Origin of the sequence: Hyunsoonleella jejuensis (assembly GCF_900111025.1) — a bacterium.
Lineage (GTDB): Bacteria > Bacteroidota > Bacteroidia > Flavobacteriales > Flavobacteriaceae > Jejuia > Jejuia jejuensis.
On sequence record NZ_FOFN01000002.1, the window covers coordinates 64,564 to 86,530 of the forward strand.

Here is a 21,967-nt window from a genome sequence, read left to right on the forward strand (position 1 = left end):
TTTATTAAAGCATTACTTTTTCAATATCGGTGAGTTTTGGTATGGTTACATTCCAACCAAAAAGGTTTTTTATTTTAGAACGAAAAGCATCTAAAGCCATTGGCTCACCATGAACTAAAAACACCTGTTCTGGAATATTCTTAATGTTGCTCATCCAGTTTAGTAGCTCGTTTTGGTCGGCATGCGCCGATAAACTTTCTATATGCTTAATGGTTGCTTTTACGGGATAATATTTACCAAAAAAGCGTACTTCATGAGCGCCTTCCTGTAACTGCCTTCCTCTTGTACCCTCGGCTTGATACCCTACCAGTAACACTGTTGTTGAAGGTTCGTCTATAAGTTGCTGCAAATAGGTTAATACACGACCGCCAGTTACCATGCCACTTCCCGCAATAATTATTTTACTTCTTTTATCATCAATAGTTTCCCAAGTTTCTCTATAAGATTCTATAATATTTATATGGTTGCACATGGCATTATAATCTGCCATAGATAATTTGTGCCACTTGGGGAAACGCTGAAACACTTCTAAAACATTATTGCCCATAGGGCTATCTATAAAAATAGGGATGTTTGGTATTTTATTCTTTTTATAGAGTTTCCAGAGTAAATACATGAGTGTTTGTAAACGTTCTACGGCAAAACTCGGGATGATTAAGTTTCCTTTTTTATGTATGGTTTCCTTAATTAGTTCTGTTAGAACAGCTTCAATATCTTGTTTTGGGTGCAATTTATTGCCGTAAGTGCTTTCAATACATAAAATATCGGCCCATTCAGGTTTTTTAGGATCTTCTAATAAATAATCGTTTGGCCTGCCAACGTCTCCTGAAAAGACAAACCGTTTTCCGTTTATATCCAATTCAATAAACGTAGCACCTATAATATGCCCATTATACTGAAAACGATACGAGATGTTTTCTGAAAGTAAAATCCATTTATTAGGCATTTCTACTTGAAATCTATTTACCGTTTTTTCTGCTTCGTACTTGGTGTAAAATGGCAACGCAGGATTATGTTTAGTGTATTTTTCCTTATTCGCCTTTTTAGCTTCTTCTTCATGGATTTTGGCACTGTCTTTTAAAATAATTTCGGCAATGGCTAGAGTAGGAGCAGTACCTATAATTTTACCAGCGAAGCCTTGCTTTAGAAGCCTGGGTAAATAACCAACATGATCTAAATGCCCATGCGTTAGCAACACCACATCAACACGCTTTACATCAATAGGTAGATTGCTCCAATTAAGTTCGCGTAACTCTTTTAGACCTTGAAACATGCCACAGTCTACCAATATATTTTTTTCTGAAGTTTCTATCAGAAATTTAGAGCCTGTAACAACACCAGCAGCTCCCAAAAAATTAATTCTGGCAAAGTTTTCCATAAGTGCTTTTTTAAGTGTTACATAACATTTTTATCTCGTTCAAAATTCTTTCCTTTCTCGTTTCAGAAACTCCTAAATGGTCTAGATAAAAAGCATCGCCTATTAATTCTCTGCATAAAACCACATCTCTACTTAACAAAAATTGTTTTTCTCTATTGGTTAGCAATGTTGACACTGTAATTGGATATAACCCTAGGCGATCTATCCTGTCTTTTAACCCATTATTTTTAGGATGGTCCCAACTTAGTAAATACAGGTCTACACATGTGCCGTATTGAAGCGCATCTTTGGTGAACCGTGTATTTGTTACAACCCACCCTTTTGTAAGCATTGGTTTGTTTTTTGCGCTTCCGTTCCATTGAGATTTTACATCATTGTAGCGCGAGTGTATGTATAGTGGGATTTTAACGTTGCAATTAAGTCCTTCTTCATTATGAAATTTACACTCAACAACAATAGCTTCGTTGTCTTTTTGTGCTAGAATATCTATTTCGTGTTCTACACAATGGCCTTGTAAAAACTTACCCACTTCGGTTTTATAACCAGAATAATGTAAAATAGCACTAATGAAACGTTCAAACGGAAATCCTGTGGGTCCCAACTCATAAATGGCTTTCTTAAGTTTGTATTTTGAAGCTAAATAACTTTTTTGCTTCTTAAGAAGGGCAAATGCCCTGTTATAGATTTCTTTTGTTGAAATACCATGATATAATTCGTCCCTAACTTTATTTATAATGCTATTTATGGTTTTGCTATCTGCACCCGTGCGTTTTAAAGATGACTTTAATTTATCCAAAGAAAATTTTACTTTTTTCCCGGATGTTTTAATGATTTCTATAGAATTCGTTTCCATCTTTTGATGCTTTCAAATGTCATTTAAGAACTATATATACTATTGACTTTAAAAAAGGTTTCAACCCAAGATTTAATCTGGGGTTTGGTCATACTATCCGATTTTACGACATCTTTTACGTTTTCACTTAAATCTTTATAGCGCTTTCCCATATACTTATATAATTTGGAACAGGCTTCCGCAGGGCCAAACAATACTATGGCATTTGCTTTTTGAATTTCTAGGATTATTGCCTCGAAATATCTTTTAAGCTGATGTTTTTCGCGTTCTAAATATTTGCTGTCTTGAACCACATCTTGAGGCCCTCCTTTTAATCGTGTGCCTGAGCCGCCATGAATTCGAAAATCTTCTATGTTAGACAATAGGGTACTTACACTTGTTTTTCCGTTATGGATTGTAACTATAATAGCCTTTTTTTTATCCAGCCATACACCTGTTTTCATTTTAATGAGTTGTTTAATTTTTTAAATCGTGCATTACCAATAGTGGTATTTTAGTATTATAGCCAATTACTTTTACTAATGGATGCGATAATATGCTACCAAAAAACAGATGCTTTTTATTGATAAAAGCCACCATATCGCTTTCTCTACTTTCTACAAAACAATTAATCGCAGTAGGTATATCCATTTGACTTAGGGTATGGAAGGTATGGTTTGTATTTTTTAAATACTCTTCAAGCAGTTTTTTGTGGTTTTGTTGTTTTTGACTAAGTGCTGTAGTTTTTGAAACATGCAATACTTTAATTGACGCATCACACTTTTTTGCTAAATCGATTAGATGATTTAATTCTCTTCTTTTAAATGGCGTTTTATAGCCGGTGGGGAAAACAATTTCCTTTGGTAGTTCAAGTTTAGCTGTTTCTGGTACTACAATTACGGGGCAATGCCTTATTTTTTCCATAACCTCTATTGCTACTGTACCAAATATTTTATTTCTGGAGGCTGTTTTGCCTTTTGTACCCATAACCACCATTTCTATGTCTTTTGCTTCAACTATGGTTTTTATACCCTCAACAATACTGTTAAACGTAGAAATCGTTGTGAAATGGTGTTTTGGGTTTTTATAATCTCTTAAAGCAATCATATCTAAAACTTTAGCCAACCCATTTTCAGAATCTAATTTTACGGTTTCATACATTTCGCTACCAGGTTGCATGTTCATTAACGATTCCATAATATTAGATGTAGCGCTAAAGACATTAAGGATATAAAATTCGCACTGTTCTTTTTTATATAATTCTAAGGCATAGGTAATGGCATGCCACGCGTTCTTGGAAAAATCTGTCGGGAATAGTATTTTACGTTTCATGATATTTTGCTAATTCTCTAATTTAACTTACAACTAATAGCGTAATAATTTCCCTTAAACCTATTCTGGTATTACCACAAAAGGCACAATAGGCCTAAAACCTATTTTTTTAATAATGGGTTCGCGTATTATTTTTTCAATAAAACTACGCTCATAATTTACCATAGCGAGCATGTCTATTTCTAATTCTTCAATAAAATCATTTATCTCTTTAGATTTTTTAGCATACTTTGGCATCCAATGCAAACTGTGCTCATAATCTATTAAATGCTCTTGTAATACTTCTAAATTATACTCTTGTACATCGTTAAGCTCTTCCTCTTCATTGATGTGTACAATTCTTATTTTAGAGTTGTATAAATCTGCAAATTCTTTCAAGGGCTGTATGTCGTTATCGTTATAAAATCTATTAAAATCTGTGGGAAACGCTATTTGCTTCGGCACTACAAAATTGTAATCTTCAGGAACTATTAATATCGGGCAATCTTTTATGTCGTTTACAATACGCACCGTATTGCTGCCAAAGAAAATCTCTTTAGCACCGGTAGCGCCTTTTGTACCCATAATAATCAAATCAATATTGCATTTTTTAATAGCAGTTTTTATAGCCTTGTTTAACTCTTCGCCACTTAGTATTATTTCAAAATCATGATTTGCATTGGCATTATTGTTTTCTACAATATCTTTCATTTCCTCTAACTCCTTTAGAGCATTGGCTTTCATTGTTTTTAACAATTTATTTGAAAGATTAGACATTGCAGATGCCTTTAATGTTGTAGCATTTAAAAGATAAAATGAACACTCCTCATCTTTAAAAAGTTTCAATCCGTAACCTATGGAACCCCATGAGTTAGCTGAAAAATCGGTAGGAATTAAAATATGACGTTTCATTATTTAAGTTTTAGCCGTTATAGATGGAATAACTAAGAATGGGATATCTAAATGAAATCCTATTTGATTGATTCTTGATTTAAAAAACAGATTTTCAAAAAATGAATGTTTATTATTTATCATAATCAACAAGTTAATTTTAGCTTTAAGCTGAAAATTTGTGATGGCTGTTGAGACATTCTGATTACGCACGCTATGAAATATATGTGCCGTTTTCTCAAAGCTTTTTTCCAAAATTTGTTTGTGGGCTTTTTGAGCTTCAGACAAATCATAACCATACGAAACATTCAATATATTTATTCTGGTATTGTAAAGAGAAATCACATCAAAAATAGGTTTTAAGTGATGCTCTTGGTAATGGATCTCATAGTCTGTAGGAAACAAAACCTCATGTGGTTTTTCAAAACTAAAACCATCTGGAATTGCTATTATGGGGCACTTTACATTTTTAAAAATATGTACAGTGTTTGACCCGAATAAAATCTCTTTCGCGCCAGTAGCGCCTTTTGTTCCCATTATTATAAAATCAATAACTTTCTCTTGAACAATATCCTTTATTTCAGAAACAAGAGTATTAAAAGCTGCAATGGTTTCTATAGTGTGTTTTGGGTTATTAAATTCTTTTTGGATGTTAGTTTTAAAATCGTCAAGTTGTTTAAGAGAATTCTCTTTAACGGCATCATATATTCCGAATTGTGCCGGCTCTACCAACACATATTCTACATGATAAATTGCTGGCGTGTATGTGTTTAAAAGGTAAAACGTACATGTTTCATTCTTAAAAAGTTGTAGCGCATACGTTATGGCACACCAAGAATTATCGGAAAAATCGGTAGGAAGAAGTATTTTTTTCATGGTGTTAAATTTTATCTATTTGCGTTTCAAATTCTGTAAGGATAAAAATGGAATATCCAGGTTTAAACTCAACTCATCCAGAGGAGATTGAAAAAGGATATTTTCTAAAAAAGAATGTGTTGTGTTTACCATTACAAGCATATCTATATCTTTTTCCTTGATGTACTTATATATTGAATTAATAATGTGATTACTGCTTTCTATTTTAAAATTCACATTGGTTTTATAGAGCTCTGCCTTAATAAAATCCATATTTTCTTGCTGTCTACGAGACAGTGTGCTACTTTTTGAAATATAAAGCATGTCTATCGTAGATCTGTAAGAAGAGGCCATTTCGCAAAGTAGCTTTAGTTCTCGTCTTTTATAAGGTATCATGTAGTTGGTTGGAAAAAGAATATGCTTGGGTTGTGTATATTTATAATTTTGGGGTATAGACAATACAGGACATTGCACATATTTTAAAACCTGTAATGTGTTACTGCCAAAGGTGATGTTTTTGTCGTTGGTTTTTCCTCTGGTGCCCATAACTATGACGTCGATATTATGTTTATCCACAATTTTATCTGCTTCATCTAAAAGCAAATTATTGGCAGAAATAATATTAAATGTGTGTTTGGGGTTGGATTTGTCGCTCTCAATGGACGATTTAATCTTTTTAAGTTCACTAAGTGATGTTTTGTGAACTGCATTAGTAACTTCATCTAATGTTTCCCTATTTAGTATAACCTCATCAGAATAAATCTCATTTTGGAAAGCATGCATGATGTAAAATTCGCTTACCTCGTATTTAAATAACTCAGTAGCGTATTGTATAGCGTTCATAGCATTTTTAGAGAAATCGGTAGGAATCAATATTTTTCTCATGGCCATAGGTATTATCTCTAAATTTAAACATCTGAGCAGACCGATACAATGATATATATCAGAATTAGGGATTAAGAATAGGAATTTACTAGTGCTGAATTATATGGTATGTTTAAAAAAAAAAGGAATGCCTTGTTTAGCATTCCTTTTTTCTCTCATTACTTAATTATGTAAATTGATTAATAGCCAAAATTAAATAGAGAAACAGGAAGTTTACACTTCCTGTTTCCCTTCATGGAAATACTTGATTTTATTAATTAACCTTCTCTAATCATTAATATCCCTTATGAAAGCCATATTAAATTTTCAGTTAACTAATAGCTTCAAATACTTGCAGTACAGCACCATACATTTGTAATGTAAAACACTGTGTTTTTAGAAACAGGAAGTTTACACTTCCTGTTTCATTTAGGAGTTTAATTTTATTACCTGATCATCAGTATAATTATTAAGCTATTGTCAAAACAATTAAAAACCAAAGCTAACCAGTTGCCAAAAGATTAATAAAACTGATTAAACAGGTGATGTACTAAACTCAAAGATTTTAAACTGCTAATATGCAAAGAACGTAGTAATATGATGCTAATTTATATCACCAAAACGAATGGGTAAATGATATTCATCAGTTTTGATGTTAAATTGGTACAATGCCATAAACTATATTAAGCAAAAACAAACCAGTAAGAAAAAGTAAGGTATATATAAGTTGTACCAATTTTACATTAACAAATTTTAGTAAAGCAACCGTACGCTTTGGAAAAATGAAAAGTGAAAGGCCAATGAATAAAGATATCCATCCAATAAATGTGATAAAAATTCTCCAATTAGATTCCCATATATTATGAAATAAAATATTTAGCAAACCAACAATTATTGCTAAAAACGAAGCTAATATTAAAAATTTCTCATCATGTAAGTCGTTAAAAATTTGTTTAATGCGTTTTGGATTGAAACTTAGTATAACAAAGAATATAATAAGATACCAACCCCAAAATTTTGCTAGAAATATTGAACTATCCATAATGCATTAATTTTTTTCGTGTAATACTAAAAAAGGAATTTCGATATGATAACTTATTTCTTCAACTTTTGAATGAAATAAAATTTGTTGAAAATAATTTAGGTTTTTAGCAACCATACATATCATATTAATGTTTCTACTTTCTACAAAACATTGTATAGCATCTTCTACTTTTTTATTTGTTAAATAATGAAAGCTATGTGTTAAATGATCAAAATAATTATCTAAAAGTTCCCTGTTTTTAGTTTGATCGTAGTTTAGCTGTGCATTCTTTTTTTTAATATGAAGAATTCTTAAAGCAGAATTATTGGTTTCTATAATTTCAGAAAGAGGCCTTAATATTTGTGTTTCATAAGCTAATAAAAAATCGGTTGGAAATGCAATTTCCTTAAGTTTTGTAAACTTAGCACTTTCGGGTACTGCTAAAGTAGTGCACTTAACTTTGGTAATAACGTCTCCCGTATTGCTCCCCATTATTTTTTTTAAACCAGAGGCGCCTTTTGTGCCCATAACAACACAATCTATATTTTTATCTTCTACATGTTTTCTAATAGATTCTATAAAAAACCCAAAGGCAGAAATGGTGTAGAACTTATGTTGTTTGTTCTGTGAAAACCGTTGAGCGATGCGTTTCAACAATTTACGCAGCTGTAATTTTGCAGGTTTTGTATAAACAACTTCTATGGTTTCCTCTGGTGCAATGTATGGAGATTCGTTAATCATTACGTCATCAAATCTATTTACATGCATTAGGTAAAAATTGCAGTTTTCGTTTGCGAAAAAGTCAATAGCATACGTAATGGCATTCCAGGAATTTTCTGAAAAGTCGGTGGGTAGTAATATATTTTTCATTTGTTAGCATATTTACACCCACTAATTTACAGTGTTGTTACCGCTGGTAAAATGATATTGGTCAATTTACAACCACCAGTATTCCTAACTAAGTTACCTGTTTTAGTTTTTCAATATCAATTACCTTAATGTTTCTACCGTCTGCTTTTATAATTCCCTGTTTTTTAAATTCGGTTAGTGCCCTAATTAGGGTTTCTGTTGCAATACCCGCTACGCTGGCCAAATCGTTCCTAGAAATTTTTATGGGATCATCTGGTTTACGGTTCATCTTTTCAGCAAACTTTAAAATGGTGGCAGCGGTTTTTTGAGATACAGTGCCATAAGCCATTTGTAAAAGCTGTGTCTTAACATTCGATATATCGTCGGTTAGCAGTTCTATAAGTTCTATAACCAATTTGTGGTTTTTATTTAGAATACTTTTAAAGTCTATAATTGATAACCCTATTAGTTTAGTATCTGCAATAGCTGCGGCAGTTTCCTTGTAAGTGGTGTTTTGGGTAAACGATGTATAACCAAATAAATCATCTTCTTTGTAAAGTGCCGTAACCAATTCTTTACCTTTTTCATCTCTTCTAAAACATTTTACAGCGCCTTTGCTAATTAGGTAAATATAGTTCGAATGGTCGCCTTCATTATAAATAACCGCTTCATTTTTAAATACAGATGCTTCACCATAATCATCAAAAAAAATCTTTAAATCGTTTAGTGTTTTTAGCTCATCATCTGGTTTGGGAGTTTCAATATTATCATTTTGTTTTATATCTTTAAGTATAGATACTTTGGCTAAACGACTTTCTATGGCTGTTACCAAGTCTTCTTCGGTAAAGGGTTTAGTTATATAATCGTCTGCACCTAAATTCATCCCTTTTCTAACATCACTACGTTCTGTTTTAGCAGATAAAAATATAAAAGGTATGTGCTTTGTTAATTTGTTTTTAGAAAGGATTTTAAGCGCAGCATAACCATCAAGTTCTGGCATCATAATATCGCATATTATAATATCCGGATATTGCTTTTTAGCAAGTGATACACCTATTTTTCCGTTAGAAGCTGTTAAAACTTTATAGCCAGATAGTTCTAAAAGTTCTGCAGTATTTTCTCTTAAAACAGTATCATCTTCTATAAGTAAAACAGTTGTCATTTTTCTATCGTGTTTGGAAATTTAATACTAAAGGTAGTTCCCTTATGTTCTTCACTTTCAAAGCAAATAGTTCCACCCAAATTCTCTAAATGATTTTTGGCAATATTCAAGCCAATACCTGTGCCTTGCGTATTGATAACATTTTTTGCTCTAAAATACCGTTCAAAAATACTGTTTTGGTCTTTTTGGGGTATGCCTATACCTTCATCCTTAACTTTTATTGTTGTAAAGCTAGTATCTTGATCTATTTTTAAATAAATAGCGGTGTTTTCGGGTGAATATTTAATGGCGTTATGTAATAAATTTGATAAAATTAATTGAAGGATTTTTTCATCTTGATAAAGTGATATGTCATCAATATTTTCAGGGTATTTTATCTGTTGGCCTTCTTTTAAAAGCATATTGGCGTTGTAAACTACCTCATTAATTACTTTACTTAGTTTAAAATGAGTGAATTTGTAGGTTACTTTTCCAGTTTCTATTTTTTCAACCGAAAGGAAATCGTTTAATATATTATTTAAAAAATGAACCTTTTCGGATATGGTTTTTAAGTGTTTGTCTCGTTTTTCTTGGTGTTCGGTTAATTGGTATTTACCTAATAATTGCGTAGACGTTAAGATACCGCTTAAAGGCGTTTTAAACTCGTGCGATACTAAGGATAAAAAATTTGTCTTTAAATCGCTGAGCTCTTTTTCTTTGCTCAGTGCTATTTTAAGCTGTTGGGTTCTTTCTTCAACTTTATTTTCGAGTTTGGTGGTATAGTTTTTTCGTTCGGTAATATCTAGTATTATAGCAACAAACACCTCTTTTTCACCTAAATTTGAAAGCTGCAAATGTACTTCCACCGGATATGTTGTGCCATCCTTACGCTGGTGTACGGTTTCAAACTCTAATTTTTCATCTACCTTGCTTAATAGAACACCAATGGTTTTTTTAAATTCAGCTTTATTATCATTAGGCACAATATCCAATGGTGTCATTTTCCTTAGCTCTTCGAAACTGTAACCAAGGTTTTTTTGTGCGCCATGGTTTACGTTAATAAATTTTAATGTTGCTACATCATAAACATATATTTCGTTTAACGATTCATTAAAAATAGTGGCAAGATGGTGGCGTTCTTCCTCTGAGTTTTTTCGTAATGTCACATCATTTTGAATGCCAATAAAATTTGTAACAATTCCATTTGTATCCATTATAGGAAACACATACAAATCGTTCCAAAACATGGTACCATCCTTTTTGTAATTTCGTAGGGTAGCTTGACAACTCTCCCCATTTTTTATAGCTTCCCTTAATCTTTTTAAATCTGCTTGGTTTCTATCCTTACCCTGTAAAAACCTACAGTTATGGTTTAAAATTTCAGTATCAGAATATCCAGTAAGTTTTTGAAATGCTGAATTGAAATAAATAATGGGATTATCCCTTTTTAAGGCATCTGTAATAATAACACCGTTTTTAGCCGATTGTAATGCCTGGGTTCTAAGCATTAATTTTTTCTCAATGGTTTTCTTTTCTGAAACATCCCTAACCAATACCAATACATAAATTTTGTTATAAATGGTAAATGGGTTCAGTTCAACTTCAACGAGAAAAATACTACCATCTTTTTTTAGGCCGTAAATATCATTTGCTACTCCTAATTTTCGTCGCTTTCCTTTTTTTATAAATTTTTTGAAATATACCGATAGGTTTTCGTGATAACTAGAAGGCATTAATACATTTAAATTCTTATTGACTAACTCATCTTTCGGATACGCAAAAATAGTTTCAGCCGATTTATTCACCTCCATGATTATTTGCTGACAATCCAATATAATCACGCCCTCCGAAACGGTTTCTAATAGAATATTAAATATTTCTTGGTCTTGCGGAAACATAAAGCAATAAGCTTTTGGTAGTATCTTAAAAATACAAAAAAATGGGGTTATAGTTTACTGATTTTTATCATATATTTTTAAACTATAAGCCGTTATATTTAAAGGTAAATTTGTGAAAATGAAAACTGTAGCAGATGAAATGGCAAAATTCTATCAAAATTTGGGTAAGCTGTTTTATGCCGTTGCTGCAACTGATAAAACCGTAGAGGTTACCGAATTCAATACGCTAAAAGACCTGGTAAGGCAGCAGTGGCTGAATACCAATCTGGTTACAGAAAGTACACATACCGATGCTGTATATCAAATTCTAAATGTTTTTGAATGGTTATATAAGAATGAACGACTGAATGCTGAGATGTATTTTGATGATTTTGTAAAGTATAAAAATGACCATAAACACTTATTTACCAACGACATAAAAAAGCTTATTATGCAAACTGCGCACAAAATAGCCTATGCATTCTCTAGAGTGAATAAGTCAGAGCTCATTATGCTAGCGAAATTAGATATGGAATTAAAAAAATAACAAGAAATGAAAGATAATTTTAACGCAATTATAAATTCTACCACACCTGTGTTGATAGATTTTTATGCAGATTGGTGTGGGCCGTGTAAAATGTTAGCTCCAATTTTAAAGGACGTTAAGAAAGAACTTGGAGATAACATAAAAATAATTAAAATTGATGTAGACAAGAACCAACCTCTGGCGGCTGTTTATCAGGTACGTGGTGTACCCACGATGTTACTCTTTAAAAACGGAAAGCAAGTATGGCGACAATCTGGTGTGCTTCAAAAGCATGAAATTATCAATATTATAAAATCTAATTTATGAGCATCCACCTAGAAGCAAAAAAGGGAGATATTGCAGAAACTGTTTTGCTTCCAGGAGATCCTATGCGTGCAAAATGGATTGCTGAAACATTTTTAAAAGATTACGTATGTTATAATGAAATACGTGGAATGCTCGGTTATACGGGACTTTACAATGGCAAGCAAGTATCTGTTCAAGGTACCGGAATGGGCATTCCTTCTACACTAATATATTGTCATGAGCTTATAAACGAGTATGGCGTAAAAAATCTTATTAGAGTAGGTTCTGCGGGCTCATATCAAAAACAAATTAAAATACGCGATATAATCATTGCAATGGCGGCATCATCAACTTCTGGCATTAATAACTCTCGTTTTATTAATGCCGATTATTCTCCAACTGCAAATTTTGAGTTATTCATGAAAGCTGCACTTTATGCTAAAAAAAACAATATCCCTATTAAAGCTGGAAACGTTTTATCTGCTGATGAATTTTATGAAGATGATTTCGAGTCGTATAAAAAGTGGGCGAAATTTGGGGTTCTATGCGTTGAAATGGAAACTGCAGGCTTATATACCATTGCCGCAAAATTTAATGTAAACGCCTTGTCAATTTTAACGATTTCAGATTCTTTGGTATCTAAAAAAAGTATGACTGCAAAAGACCGGGAAAGTAGTTTTAACCCCATGATTAAAATAGCTTTAAGTACCTTGTAAATTAATGTATAGGATGTTTGATCACTGAGCAATATCATTTCTTTTAGGTTATAAATACAATACTTTTAAAACCATATAATTCTGGGATATATATAAAATTTATGTATTTAGTTTGAAGTACTTTTTCACATAAAACTGGCATATTAATATGAGGCTATTTAATTTTTTTTGTGTTGCAATAATCTTAATTTCTTGTTCTGAAAATAAAGACAAAATATTTCCTTCGGAACGACATTTAACAGAGTCTGTGTATTCATCAGTTACTATTCAACCTGATAGTTTGTACCAAGCTTTTGCTATCGTAGCGGGTATCTTAGACAAAACCTTGGTAGAAGAGGGCGACCATGTTTTAAAAGATGATATTTTACTGCAAATTATAAATAAAACACCGGAGCTAAACGCTCAAAATGCTAAATTGGCTTTGAACTTAGCACAGGGAAATTATAATGGAAGTACTACAGTATTACATGGAATAGAAAATGAAATTAGTGCTGCAAAACTGAAATACAAACACGATTCTATTAACTATTTCAGGCAAAAAAATCTATGGAAACAAGGTATTGGTTCTAAAGTTGATTATGATACAAAAAAGCTTAATTACGAACTGGCATCAAATAATTTAAGATTATTACAAAATAAGTACCATAGAACAAAAAATGAGCTTATAACCCAAGTTAGGCAAGCACAAAACAACTACCAAACATCATTAATAGCCACTAAGGATTTTGCAATAAAAAGTAAAATTAACGGCAAAGTATATGCGCTTTACAAGGAGCCTGGTGAAATAGTCACAACCATGGAACCCTTAGCTTCTATTGGAAGTGCTAAACGTTTTGTTGTTGAAATGTTGATTGACGAGGTTGATATTGTTCGTATATCCAAAAACCAAGAAGTACTTATTCATCTAGATGCATATAGCGGAAAGGTTTTTAAAGGAAAAGTATCAAAGATTTTTCCACAAAAAGATGAACGCAACCAAACTTTTAAAGTAGAAGCTGTTTTTGTAAACCCACCAAATGTTTTATATCCTGGGCTTTCTGGAGAGGCCAATATTGTAATAGCCAAAAGAGATAGTGTGTTAACCATACCAAAAGCCTACTTGATAGATGCTGATAAAGTAAAAACTGATGACGGACTGGTAACTATACAAACTGGAGCACAAAATTTAGAATATATCGAAGTGGTATCTGGTATAAATAAAGACACCTACATTTATAAACCAAAATAATGACAAACTGGAAGGTAATACTAAACATTGCCAAAACACATTTGCTTACTAAAATTAAGCAAACAGCAACGGCCGCCCTGGGTGTAACTTTTGGTATAGGGTCTTACATTACATTAGTTTGTTTTATGACAGGATTAAACGCAATGCTGGACGATTTAATTCTAAACCAAACACCCCATATTCATATTTATAATGAAATTCAACCCTCTAAAGAGCAACCTATTTCTTTGTACGACAATGTAAAGGGAAGTTTTAATATTATACATTCCGTTAAGCCCAAACTCACCCAAAAGAAAATACACAATGCATTACCAATTATTAAATATTTAGAAGAAAACGAAGATGTTCAAGGGGCCCTTCCGCAGGTAAAAGCACAAATATTCTACATTGCTGGTTCTATTGAGCTTACAGGTAACCTAACAGGCATCAACCCTATGGCCGAAGCACGATTATTTAATATTGATGATTATATCGTTGAAGGATCTGCAGAAGCCTTGCAAAACACTAATAATGGTATTTTATTAGGAATAGGTATTGCCAAAAAAATGTCCTTAAAAATTGGAGATAGGGTACAGGTAAGCCCAATTAATGGCGGGGTTTTTCCATTAAAAATAGTAGGTTTTTATCAAAGTGGTGTGGCCGATATTGATGCTATTCAAAGTTTTACCAATGTAAAAACCGTACAGCGCATTTTAAGTAAGGCCAATAATTACATTACCGACATTAATGTAAAGTTGTACGACATAGAAAAAGCAGTACCATTATCACAAAAAATAGAACAACAATTTAAACTTACTGCTGTAGATATTAAAACAGCGAATGCCCAGTTTGAAACAGGAACAACCATACGAAACCTCATTACATATGCCGTTTCTATAACATTGCTTATTGTAGCGGGGTTTGGCATTTATAATATTTTAAACATGCTTATTTATGAAAAAATGAATGATATAGCCATATTAAAAGCTACAGGATTCTCTGGTAAGGATGTGCAGCTTATTTTTATGAGTCAAGCCATGATAATTGGGTTTGTAGGTGGCATATTAGGTTTATTAATTGGTTTGGGGTTAACAAGTTTAATTGATATTACCCCCTTTAAAACGGATGCTTTACCTACAGTAGACACTTACCCCATAAATTTTAATCCCATGTTTTTTGTAATCGGCTTTTCGTTTGCAATGGTTTCCACATTTTTGGCAGGCTATTTACCGTCAAAAAAAGCAAAAAAGATTGATCCCGTAACAATTATAAGAGGCCAGTAACATGAGTATCGTACTAGAAGCAAAACACATCAATAAGTATTTTAAGAAACCTGTATTATTTCATGTTTTAAAGGATATCAATTTCAAAATAAAAAAAGGCGAGTTTACTTCGATAATGGGAAAATCAGGTTGCGGAAAATCCACCTTACTTTATATTTTATCTACTATGGATACCGATTACGAAGGCGAACTTTTTTTAAATAATAAGCTTATAACAAATCAAAATAGAGACCATCTTTCATACATAAGAAACAAGCACATTGGTTTTGTGTTTCAGTTTCATTATTTATTATCTGAATTTTCGGTGATTGAAAACGTTATGCTGCCGGCAAAAAAACTAGCCGAAAAATCGCATCAGGAAATTGAACACGATGCCATTGAAAAATTAAAAATGTTGAATATTGAACATTTGGCAAATAAACGGGCATCGAGAGTTTCTGGAGGCGAAAAACAGCGCATCGCTATTGCAAGGGCCTTAATAAACAATCCTTCTATAATAATGGGCGATGAGCCTACAGGGAATTTAGATAGTTATAACGCCACAAACGTGTTTAATATTTTTAAACAATTAAGTCATGAACAGGGGCTATCACTTCTAATTGTAACCCATGATGAGGATTTTGCTAAAAAAACCGACCGGATTATTCAAATGGCAGATGGCAGAATCGTCTCTTAGTGGCTTTAAATTTCGTTAATTTTTAGTATTTTTTCTTATGATAAACAGCTGACATTTATCATTTTTAATTCATGTGATATAAATTAATTTTAATGGATAAACCTGAATTTCTCTAAAACCTTATTAGATGTCATTTATAGATTACTATAAAATATTAGGCATTCCAAAAACTGCATCTGAGGCAGATATTAAAAAGGCCTACAGGAAATTGGCTCGTAAATACCATCCTGATTTAAATCCTAATGATAAAGTAGCCGAAAAAAAATTCAAAGAAATAAATGAGGCCAATGAAGTACTAAGCAACGCTGAAAACCGTAAAAAATATGACCAATATGGAGAGCACTGGCAACATGCAGAGGAATATGAAAAAGCAAAAAAACAACAGCAACACTATCAAACAAGTTATAATGACGCTTCTGGAGGATATTCAGAACAGGATTTTTCAGATTTTTTCGAGAACATGTTTGGCAGTAGTGCCTACTCAGGATCAAGAGGAAGACAAGTAAAATTTAGGGGTGAGGATTATAATGCAGAATTACAACTAGATTTATTAGACGTTTACACTACACATAAACGTACCCTAACGGTAAACAATAAAAATATAAGAATTACCATTCCAGCAGGGGTAGAGAACGGACAAGTTATTAAAATTAAGGGTCATGGAGGTAAAGGTGTTAATGGTGGGCCAAATGGTGATTTATATATCCAGTTTTCAATAGTAAACCATTCAAAATTTAAAAGAGATAAAGATAACTTACACCTTACTGTAGATTTAGATTTGTACAAAGCTTTACTTGGCGGGGAGCTAACAATAAACACTTTTGATGGTAAGGTGAAGCTTAATGTAAAGCCAGAAACCCAAAATGGTACTAGAGTAAAACTTAAGGGCAAAGGATTCCCTAGATACAAAAAAGATGGACAGTTTGGAGATTTGTATATTACGTATGAAATAAAACTCCCTACCAAACTTTCAACAAAGGAAAAAGCGCTTATTAAAGAATTACAAAAACTGCGAGACTAATGGAGACAAGAGATGTAATATCCATACAAACCCTTTGCAAACGTTACAATGTTCCTGTATCGTTTATAAATACATTGCAAGAATTTGAGTTTATTGAACTTATTGTTGAAAATAACAATCGTTTTTTAAAAACCTCGCACATTAAGGACGTTGAAAAAATAATGCGTTTGCACTATGATTTAGATATAAACTTGGAAGGCGTAGATGTGATTTATAACCTACTAAAACAGGTACATACTTTAAAAAGGGAGATAACCGAATTAAATAACAGGTTGCGATTGTATGAAGATTTTTAAAACTATAAAATGGAACAAATAAAACGTTGGATTGTTGATAACCCAACCGCGTATAGTATATTAAAATATATTTTACTGGTTGCATTTGTTCTTGTTTTAATTCAGCTTGTTCGACGTTTTTTAAGAAAGCAAATCCCAGATAGTTCAGCACGTTACAAATCTCAAAAAGGTATCGAAATTGTGGGGTATGTTATTTTAATTATCCTATCATTTTCATATTTCACGGGCAATATTAAAGACTTTACACTAGTTATTGGCTTATTTACCGCAGGTATTGCTTTTACGCTTCAAGAGCTAATTTTAAGTATCGCGGGTTCACTCTATATATTTTTGGTTAAGGTGTATAAACCTGGTGATCGCATAGAAATTAATGGCATAAAAGGAGATGTAATTGATGTGGATAGTATTTACACTACCATGATGGAAATAGGGCAATGGGTAAGCAGTGACAATTATAGTGGACGCATTGTAAAACTAAGCAACGCCTTTGTATTTAAAGGCCCTATTTATAATTATTCACAAGATTTTCCTTTTATATGGGATGAATTTAACTTGCCTATTAGATATGGTTCAGATATTGAATTAGCAAAAACAATTATTATTAAAATTGCTTCTGAAACCCTTTCTGACTACACAAAGAATTCAAAGTCGCAATGGCATGACGTGGTTAATAAATATTACATTGAAGATGCTATGGTAGAGCCATCTCTAGCAATAAGCCTAACCGATAATTGGATTCAATTTAACGTAAGATATATTGTTGACTACAAAAAACGGAGATATACAAAGCATTTATTAAATGATAAAATTAGGGAAGAAATTGGAAATACTGAAGGCAAGATTATTTTGGCATCAACTACTATAGAAGTAATTAAAATACCAGAAGTAAAAATTAAAATGAATGATGCTCATTGAATATTTACATTATTAAATGAAAAATAAATCGCTTAGGTCTCAAGATCACTCAAGTAATAAAACCGAACTAATTTTTGCAATATTGTGTGGTATATTTCTACTAACAGGTTTTCTAGTCCAAAAATTAGCGCAGTTCCCAAACTGGATTTATTTAACAATCTACATAGCATCATGCGTTTTTGGAAGCTATTTTATAATTATTGAAGCCTTCAAAAAAGCGCTGAAAGGCATATTTGATATTGACTTTTTGATGATTGCTGCTGCAATAGGGGCAATCTATATAAATAGATGGGCAGAAGGGGCACTACTTTTATTCTTGTTTAGCCTTGGGCATGCTTTGGAACATTATGCCATGAACAAAGCTAAAAAGTCCATTGAAGCTTTACATAAGCTTTCTCCAAAAACAGCACTTTTAAAAACCGGTAATAAGATTGAAGAAATACCAATTGCAAACTTACGCATCAAAGATATCATTGTAGTAAAACCTAATACTAAAATTTCTGCAGATGGGGTAGTAATTAGGGGCAGTGGCAGTATTAATGAAGCTCCAATAACTGGAGAGAGTATTCCAGTAGATAAGATAGCTCTAGAAAATAGTAATGATTTGCCCAATTTTAAGGATATCGATAAAAAGCATGTGGTTTACACAGGAACAATTAATGGGGATAGCAGCCTTGAAGTTTTAGTTCTTAAACTAAGTAAAGATTCTACAGTTTCAAGATTGATAAAAATGGTAAGTGAAATAGAAACCCAAAAATCGCCAACACAGCGGCTTACCAAAAAGTTTGAAAAATGGTATGTCCCGATAGTAATATTGGTTGTTGTGCTATTATGCTTTGCGCATTTACTAATTGATGAAGATTTTAGCCAAAGCTTATATCGTGCTATTACCGTATTGGTAGCTGCAAGCCCATGTGCATTGGCAATTTCAACACCTAGCGCGGTATTAAGCGGCATTGCAAGAGCTGCTCAAAAAGGAGTACTTATAAAAGGAGGGAAGGCACTAGAGGATTTGGGTGAAATCACCACTATAGCGTTTGATAAAACCGGAACCTTAACCGAGGGTAAACCCAAACTCACCAATGTAATACCGTTAAATAGCTTTGATAAAAAAGCATTCTTAGAAATAGTCCTAGAAGTTGAAAGTTTGAGTAGCCACCCGTTAGCAAAGGCAATTGCAAATGATATAAAGACAGATTATAAAATAGAAAATAAAAACAGAGCTTCTAATATTAATGCCATTCATGGAAAAGGCATATCAGCTAGTTTTAATAACGAAACAGTTTTTATTGGAAATTTAGAAATGATAAAGGAAGCTGGAATATCTATAGACAACTTAATCACGTCAAAATTGGAATCTCTGTCAAAAGAGGGACATACAGTTATGATTGTTGCCTTTAAGAAAGAAATTATTGGCCTAATTAGTGTTATGGATTTACCCAGAAAAACGTCTGCTTCTACCTTGAAAAGATTGAAAGCTATTGGAATTAAACAAATGATTATGCTTACCGGTGATCATCAAAATGTTGGTAATGCAATAGCGAAACAAATCGGTCTAACTGGTGTTAAAGGAAATTTACTTCCTGAAGATAAAGTATCAGAAATAAAAAAATTAATCAAATTAAATAATAAAATTGCAATGGTTGGGGATGGTGTTAATGATGCTCCTGCAATGGCAATAAGTACTGTAAGTATTGCAATGGGTGCAGCAGGTAGTGATGTTGCGTTAGAAACTGCCGATGTAGCATTAATGTCTGATAAAATTGAAAACTTACCATTTGTTATTGGTTTAAGTAGGGCATCAAAACGAATTATAAAACAAAATATCTTTATTAGTATGGGCGTTGTGTGCATACTGGTACCCGCAACAATTCTAGATCTCACTAACATAGGCTTAGCAGTTATATTTCATGAGGGCTCAACATTAGTTGTCGTTCTCAATGCCTTGAGATTACTTCGTTTTAGAAAAGAATAATTTAAATATTCGGAAATCATATCTGCCATGATTTAAAACTGATTTTTGTCATTTATAAATTTAAATACAACTCATATTTTTATAAAAATCAGAAAACAGGCATGCTTACATTTAAAAACTTCAATATTGCCGATTGGTTTTCATTTTATAGAATATTTATCGCACCATTTTTACTAGTTTTAATATGGTTTGATTTACGTTGTCTTTTTACATGGCTTTTATTAATAAGTTATGCTACAGATGCTATTGATGGTTTTTTAGCAAGAAGATTAAATATAGCAAGCCCCAGAGGCTCACAACTCGATTCTTTTGGAGACCAAATCACACTTATTATTGGGTTAATTGGATTGTTTTATTTTGAAACTGAATTTATTAAAACAAATCTTGTTTTAATACTTGTTGCATTTATACCTTACATCGTCCAAATGCTTATCGCTTATTTTAAATATGGCAAAGCCACAGCATTTCATACCTATTTGGCGAAATTTTCTGCAATATTACAGAGTGTTTTTATCCTATGGTCGCTTTTCTTTTCACCGCAATATGTCTTGTTTTATGCAATGATTATAATAGGCTTATTAGAGACTTTTGAAGAGATTATACTAATTTTTATGTATGATAATTGGGCTTCAGATGTTAAAGGCATTTATTGGGCTTTACGAGATAAACGCAGGTTGAAAAAACTTTAATGTTATGACAAACCGCATTGATGAAACTCTTGCTGAGTACACTATAATATCCATTGGGTACCTAATAACCCACCACAATAAATCCAAAAAAAAAGGAAAAGCTTCAACTTAAGACTGCGTAGGTTTTAAAACAATTTAAAAAATAATACAACTGATGAGCGTCATTTTTAAACTTATGTAAAAGACTTAGCTTTATTACATCCTACCGTAAAGACTTCAATCATGAGAACACTAATTATTGGTTTATTGATATTGGGATTAACCACCCAAGTTTATGCTCAAAAAACTGAGATGTTTCCAGCAGTTCATATTGTTCATAATTACAAATATTTAAGTGAGGTAAACGCAGCCGAAACAGCAATACCTGTTGAGGAACTTCACCTAAAAGTAAGTGATTTTGATGTAAAAAAATTAGATATTTATACAGACGAGTACGAATATTACAATGTCCATTTTATAATTCCCGAAGGAAAAATATTGGCATCCTATGATAAGGATAGTAATTTAGTAAGAACTATAGAAAGATATAAAAATGTTGATTTACCACTATCGGTTATGGAATCGGTGGCCAAAAGATTCCCAAATTGGACTATTTCAAATACTATTTATTTAGTGAGTTACCATAACACGGGTAATCTAAAAAAACTTTACAAACTCAGGCTTGAGAATAACGATAAACATATTAATGTGAAAGTTAATGAATTTGGAATTTTTCAATAACACTAGTTTTTAAACCTGTATTAAACGAGCAACTATTTAAGAAGTATCACAAGAGAAAGTACTTCAAATAATTTTGAATGTACCTTTCTTATTAATAAATATTAAGGCATATAGTAATGAAAGATTTGAAAAAATTTGAGGCAATTTATATTCTAAAAAACAATTACATAGGTAATCTGTCATATGTCTGGCAAAACAAACCTTATGTGGTACCAATTACGTTTTATTATGATGAAGAGGAACACAGCATTTTAAGTTATGCAGGTGAGGGGCATAAAATAAAGGCTATGCGCATAAATAAATACGTGTCTATGGGCGTCGCCCAAATAGAATCTGTGAATAAATGGCAATCCATATTAGTACATGGCACGTTTGAAGAGCTAAGTGGCGCCTATGCGAAACAAGAATTGCATGAGTTTGTTAACGGCGTAAAAAAAACAATGTTTATAAGAGATGATAAATATCCAGATTTGATTAGTGAATTTTCAAGTAAAATAAACTTTGGAAAGCCCATTGTTTATCGCATAAGAATATCTGATATTACAGGAAAAAGCAGAAAGTATTAATTTTTTTTATCCTATGAGGTTAGCCTTTGGAATCTTGTTGTCACTTCAT

At 32.3% G+C, this 21,967-nt stretch carries 23 protein-coding genes; 13 read left to right on the plus strand and 10 right to left on the minus strand.

The genetic code is table 11. The features are described 5' to 3' along the window. Nucleotides 1-4: 4 nt before the first annotated feature. From BMY39_RS06940 to BMY39_RS06990, 10 genes are all read right to left on the minus strand, one after another. Nucleotides 5-1,378, minus strand: coding sequence for an MBL fold metallo-hydrolase RNA specificity domain-containing protein (locus BMY39_RS06940; RefSeq protein WP_092577939.1), 1,374 nt, complete (start codon nucleotides 1,376-1,378; stop codon nucleotides 5-7). A 10-nt stretch (nucleotides 1,379-1,388) separates the two neighbouring features. Continuing rightward, nucleotides 1,389-2,231: an ATP cone domain-containing protein gene (locus tag BMY39_RS06945; RefSeq protein ID WP_092577940.1), complete on the minus strand. Its 843-nt coding sequence runs from the start codon at nucleotides 2,229-2,231 to the stop codon at nucleotides 1,389-1,391. Nucleotides 2,232-2,254: 23 nt separating this feature from the next. Further along, the gene (locus BMY39_RS06950; RefSeq protein ID WP_092577945.1) at nucleotides 2,255-2,674 is read right to left on the minus strand and encodes an uL23 family ribosomal protein; all 420 of its coding nucleotides are present in this window, start codon (nucleotides 2,672-2,674) and stop codon (nucleotides 2,255-2,257) included. Between the two features lie 13 nt (nucleotides 2,675-2,687). Beyond that, on the minus strand, nucleotides 2,688-3,542 hold the full coding sequence (locus BMY39_RS06955; RefSeq protein ID WP_092577948.1) for a universal stress protein: 855 nt from the start codon (nucleotides 3,540-3,542) through the stop codon (nucleotides 2,688-2,690). 60 nt (nucleotides 3,543-3,602) lie between these two features. Continuing rightward, nucleotides 3,603-4,433, minus strand: a complete 831-nt coding sequence (locus BMY39_RS06960; RefSeq protein ID WP_092577950.1) for a universal stress protein — start codon at nucleotides 4,431-4,433, stop codon at nucleotides 3,603-3,605. A 3-nt stretch (nucleotides 4,434-4,436) separates the two neighbouring features. Further along, nucleotides 4,437-5,288, minus strand: coding sequence for a universal stress protein (locus BMY39_RS06965; protein ID WP_092577952.1), 852 nt, complete (start codon nucleotides 5,286-5,288; stop codon nucleotides 4,437-4,439). Nucleotides 5,289-5,303: 15 nt separating this feature from the next. Then, entirely contained in the window at nucleotides 5,304-6,152 is an 849-nt protein-coding gene (locus BMY39_RS06970) for a universal stress protein (protein ID WP_092579139.1), read from the minus strand. Nucleotides 6,153-7,179: 1,027 nt separating this feature from the next. Next, complete coding sequence (locus BMY39_RS06980) at nucleotides 7,180-8,025, minus strand: universal stress protein (protein ID WP_092577956.1); 846 nt, start codon at nucleotides 8,023-8,025, stop codon at nucleotides 7,180-7,182. Between the two features lie 88 nt (nucleotides 8,026-8,113). Continuing rightward, nucleotides 8,114-9,166 carry a response regulator gene (locus BMY39_RS06985; RefSeq protein ID WP_092577958.1) on the minus strand — a complete coding sequence of 351 codons (1,053 nt, stop codon included), beginning with the start codon at nucleotides 9,164-9,166 and terminating at the stop codon, nucleotides 8,114-8,116. Continuing rightward, nucleotides 9,163-11,043, minus strand: a complete 1,881-nt coding sequence (locus tag BMY39_RS06990; protein ID WP_092577960.1) for a sensor histidine kinase — start codon at nucleotides 11,041-11,043, stop codon at nucleotides 9,163-9,165. The genes BMY39_RS06985 and BMY39_RS06990 overlap by 4 nt, the downstream gene beginning before the upstream one ends. A gap of 118 nt (nucleotides 11,044-11,161) precedes the next feature. Here BMY39_RS06990 and BMY39_RS06995 point away from each other — a divergent pair, with 118 nt between their 5' ends. The 13 genes from BMY39_RS06995 to BMY39_RS07055 all read left to right on the plus strand — a co-directional run bounded on the left by BMY39_RS06995 (nucleotide 11,162) and on the right by BMY39_RS07055 (nucleotide 21,918). Then, the gene (locus BMY39_RS06995) at nucleotides 11,162-11,569 is read left to right on the plus strand and encodes a hypothetical protein (protein ID WP_092577962.1); all 408 of its coding nucleotides are present in this window, start codon (nucleotides 11,162-11,164) and stop codon (nucleotides 11,567-11,569) included. A gap of 6 nt (nucleotides 11,570-11,575) precedes the next feature. Further along, complete coding sequence (trxA, locus tag BMY39_RS07000) at nucleotides 11,576-11,875, plus strand: thioredoxin (protein ID WP_092577964.1); 300 nt, start codon at nucleotides 11,576-11,578, stop codon at nucleotides 11,873-11,875. Beyond that, nucleotides 11,872-12,570 carry a purine-nucleoside phosphorylase gene (deoD, locus tag BMY39_RS07005; RefSeq protein WP_092577965.1) on the plus strand — a complete coding sequence of 233 codons (699 nt, stop codon included), beginning with the start codon at nucleotides 11,872-11,874 and terminating at the stop codon, nucleotides 12,568-12,570. Before trxA ends, deoD begins: the two co-directional genes overlap by 4 nt. A 148-nt stretch (nucleotides 12,571-12,718) precedes the next feature. Beyond that, nucleotides 12,719-13,798 carry an efflux RND transporter periplasmic adaptor subunit gene (locus tag BMY39_RS07010; protein ID WP_092577968.1) on the plus strand — a complete coding sequence of 360 codons (1,080 nt, stop codon included), beginning with the start codon at nucleotides 12,719-12,721 and terminating at the stop codon, nucleotides 13,796-13,798. After that, nucleotides 13,798-15,060 carry an ABC transporter permease gene (locus tag BMY39_RS07015; protein ID WP_092577970.1) on the plus strand — a complete coding sequence of 421 codons (1,263 nt, stop codon included), beginning with the start codon at nucleotides 13,798-13,800 and terminating at the stop codon, nucleotides 15,058-15,060. The genes BMY39_RS07010 and BMY39_RS07015 overlap by 1 nt, the downstream gene beginning before the upstream one ends. Before the next feature lies 1 nt (nucleotide 15,061). Next, on the plus strand, nucleotides 15,062-15,736 hold the full coding sequence (locus tag BMY39_RS07020; protein ID WP_092577972.1) for an ABC transporter ATP-binding protein: 675 nt from the start codon (nucleotides 15,062-15,064) through the stop codon (nucleotides 15,734-15,736). Between the two features lie 127 nt (nucleotides 15,737-15,863). Then, the gene (locus BMY39_RS07025) at nucleotides 15,864-16,757 is read left to right on the plus strand and encodes a DnaJ C-terminal domain-containing protein (RefSeq protein ID WP_092577975.1); all 894 of its coding nucleotides are present in this window, start codon (nucleotides 15,864-15,866) and stop codon (nucleotides 16,755-16,757) included. Then, nucleotides 16,757-17,053 (plus strand): chaperone modulator CbpM, encoded by a 297-nt coding sequence (locus BMY39_RS07030; RefSeq protein ID WP_092577978.1) that lies wholly within the window; start codon nucleotides 16,757-16,759, stop codon nucleotides 17,051-17,053. The genes BMY39_RS07025 and BMY39_RS07030 overlap by 1 nt, the downstream gene beginning before the upstream one ends. A gap of 9 nt (nucleotides 17,054-17,062) precedes the next feature. Then, nucleotides 17,063-17,968 (plus strand): mechanosensitive ion channel family protein, encoded by a 906-nt coding sequence (locus BMY39_RS07035; RefSeq protein WP_092577981.1) that lies wholly within the window; start codon nucleotides 17,063-17,065, stop codon nucleotides 17,966-17,968. A 16-nt stretch (nucleotides 17,969-17,984) separates the two neighbouring features. After that, on the plus strand, nucleotides 17,985-19,943 hold the full coding sequence (locus tag BMY39_RS07040; RefSeq protein WP_092577983.1) for a heavy metal translocating P-type ATPase: 1,959 nt from the start codon (nucleotides 17,985-17,987) through the stop codon (nucleotides 19,941-19,943). A gap of 101 nt (nucleotides 19,944-20,044) precedes the next feature. Further along, complete coding sequence (locus BMY39_RS07045) at nucleotides 20,045-20,632, plus strand: CDP-alcohol phosphatidyltransferase family protein (protein ID WP_092577986.1); 588 nt, start codon at nucleotides 20,045-20,047, stop codon at nucleotides 20,630-20,632. A gap of 222 nt (nucleotides 20,633-20,854) precedes the next feature. Next, the gene (locus BMY39_RS07050; RefSeq protein WP_092577988.1) at nucleotides 20,855-21,352 is read left to right on the plus strand and encodes a hypothetical protein; all 498 of its coding nucleotides are present in this window, start codon (nucleotides 20,855-20,857) and stop codon (nucleotides 21,350-21,352) included. 116 nt (nucleotides 21,353-21,468) lie between these two features. Continuing rightward, nucleotides 21,469-21,918 carry a pyridoxamine 5'-phosphate oxidase family protein gene (locus BMY39_RS07055; RefSeq protein ID WP_092577990.1) on the plus strand — a complete coding sequence of 150 codons (450 nt, stop codon included), beginning with the start codon at nucleotides 21,469-21,471 and terminating at the stop codon, nucleotides 21,916-21,918. Nucleotides 21,919-21,967 lie beyond the last annotated feature (49 nt).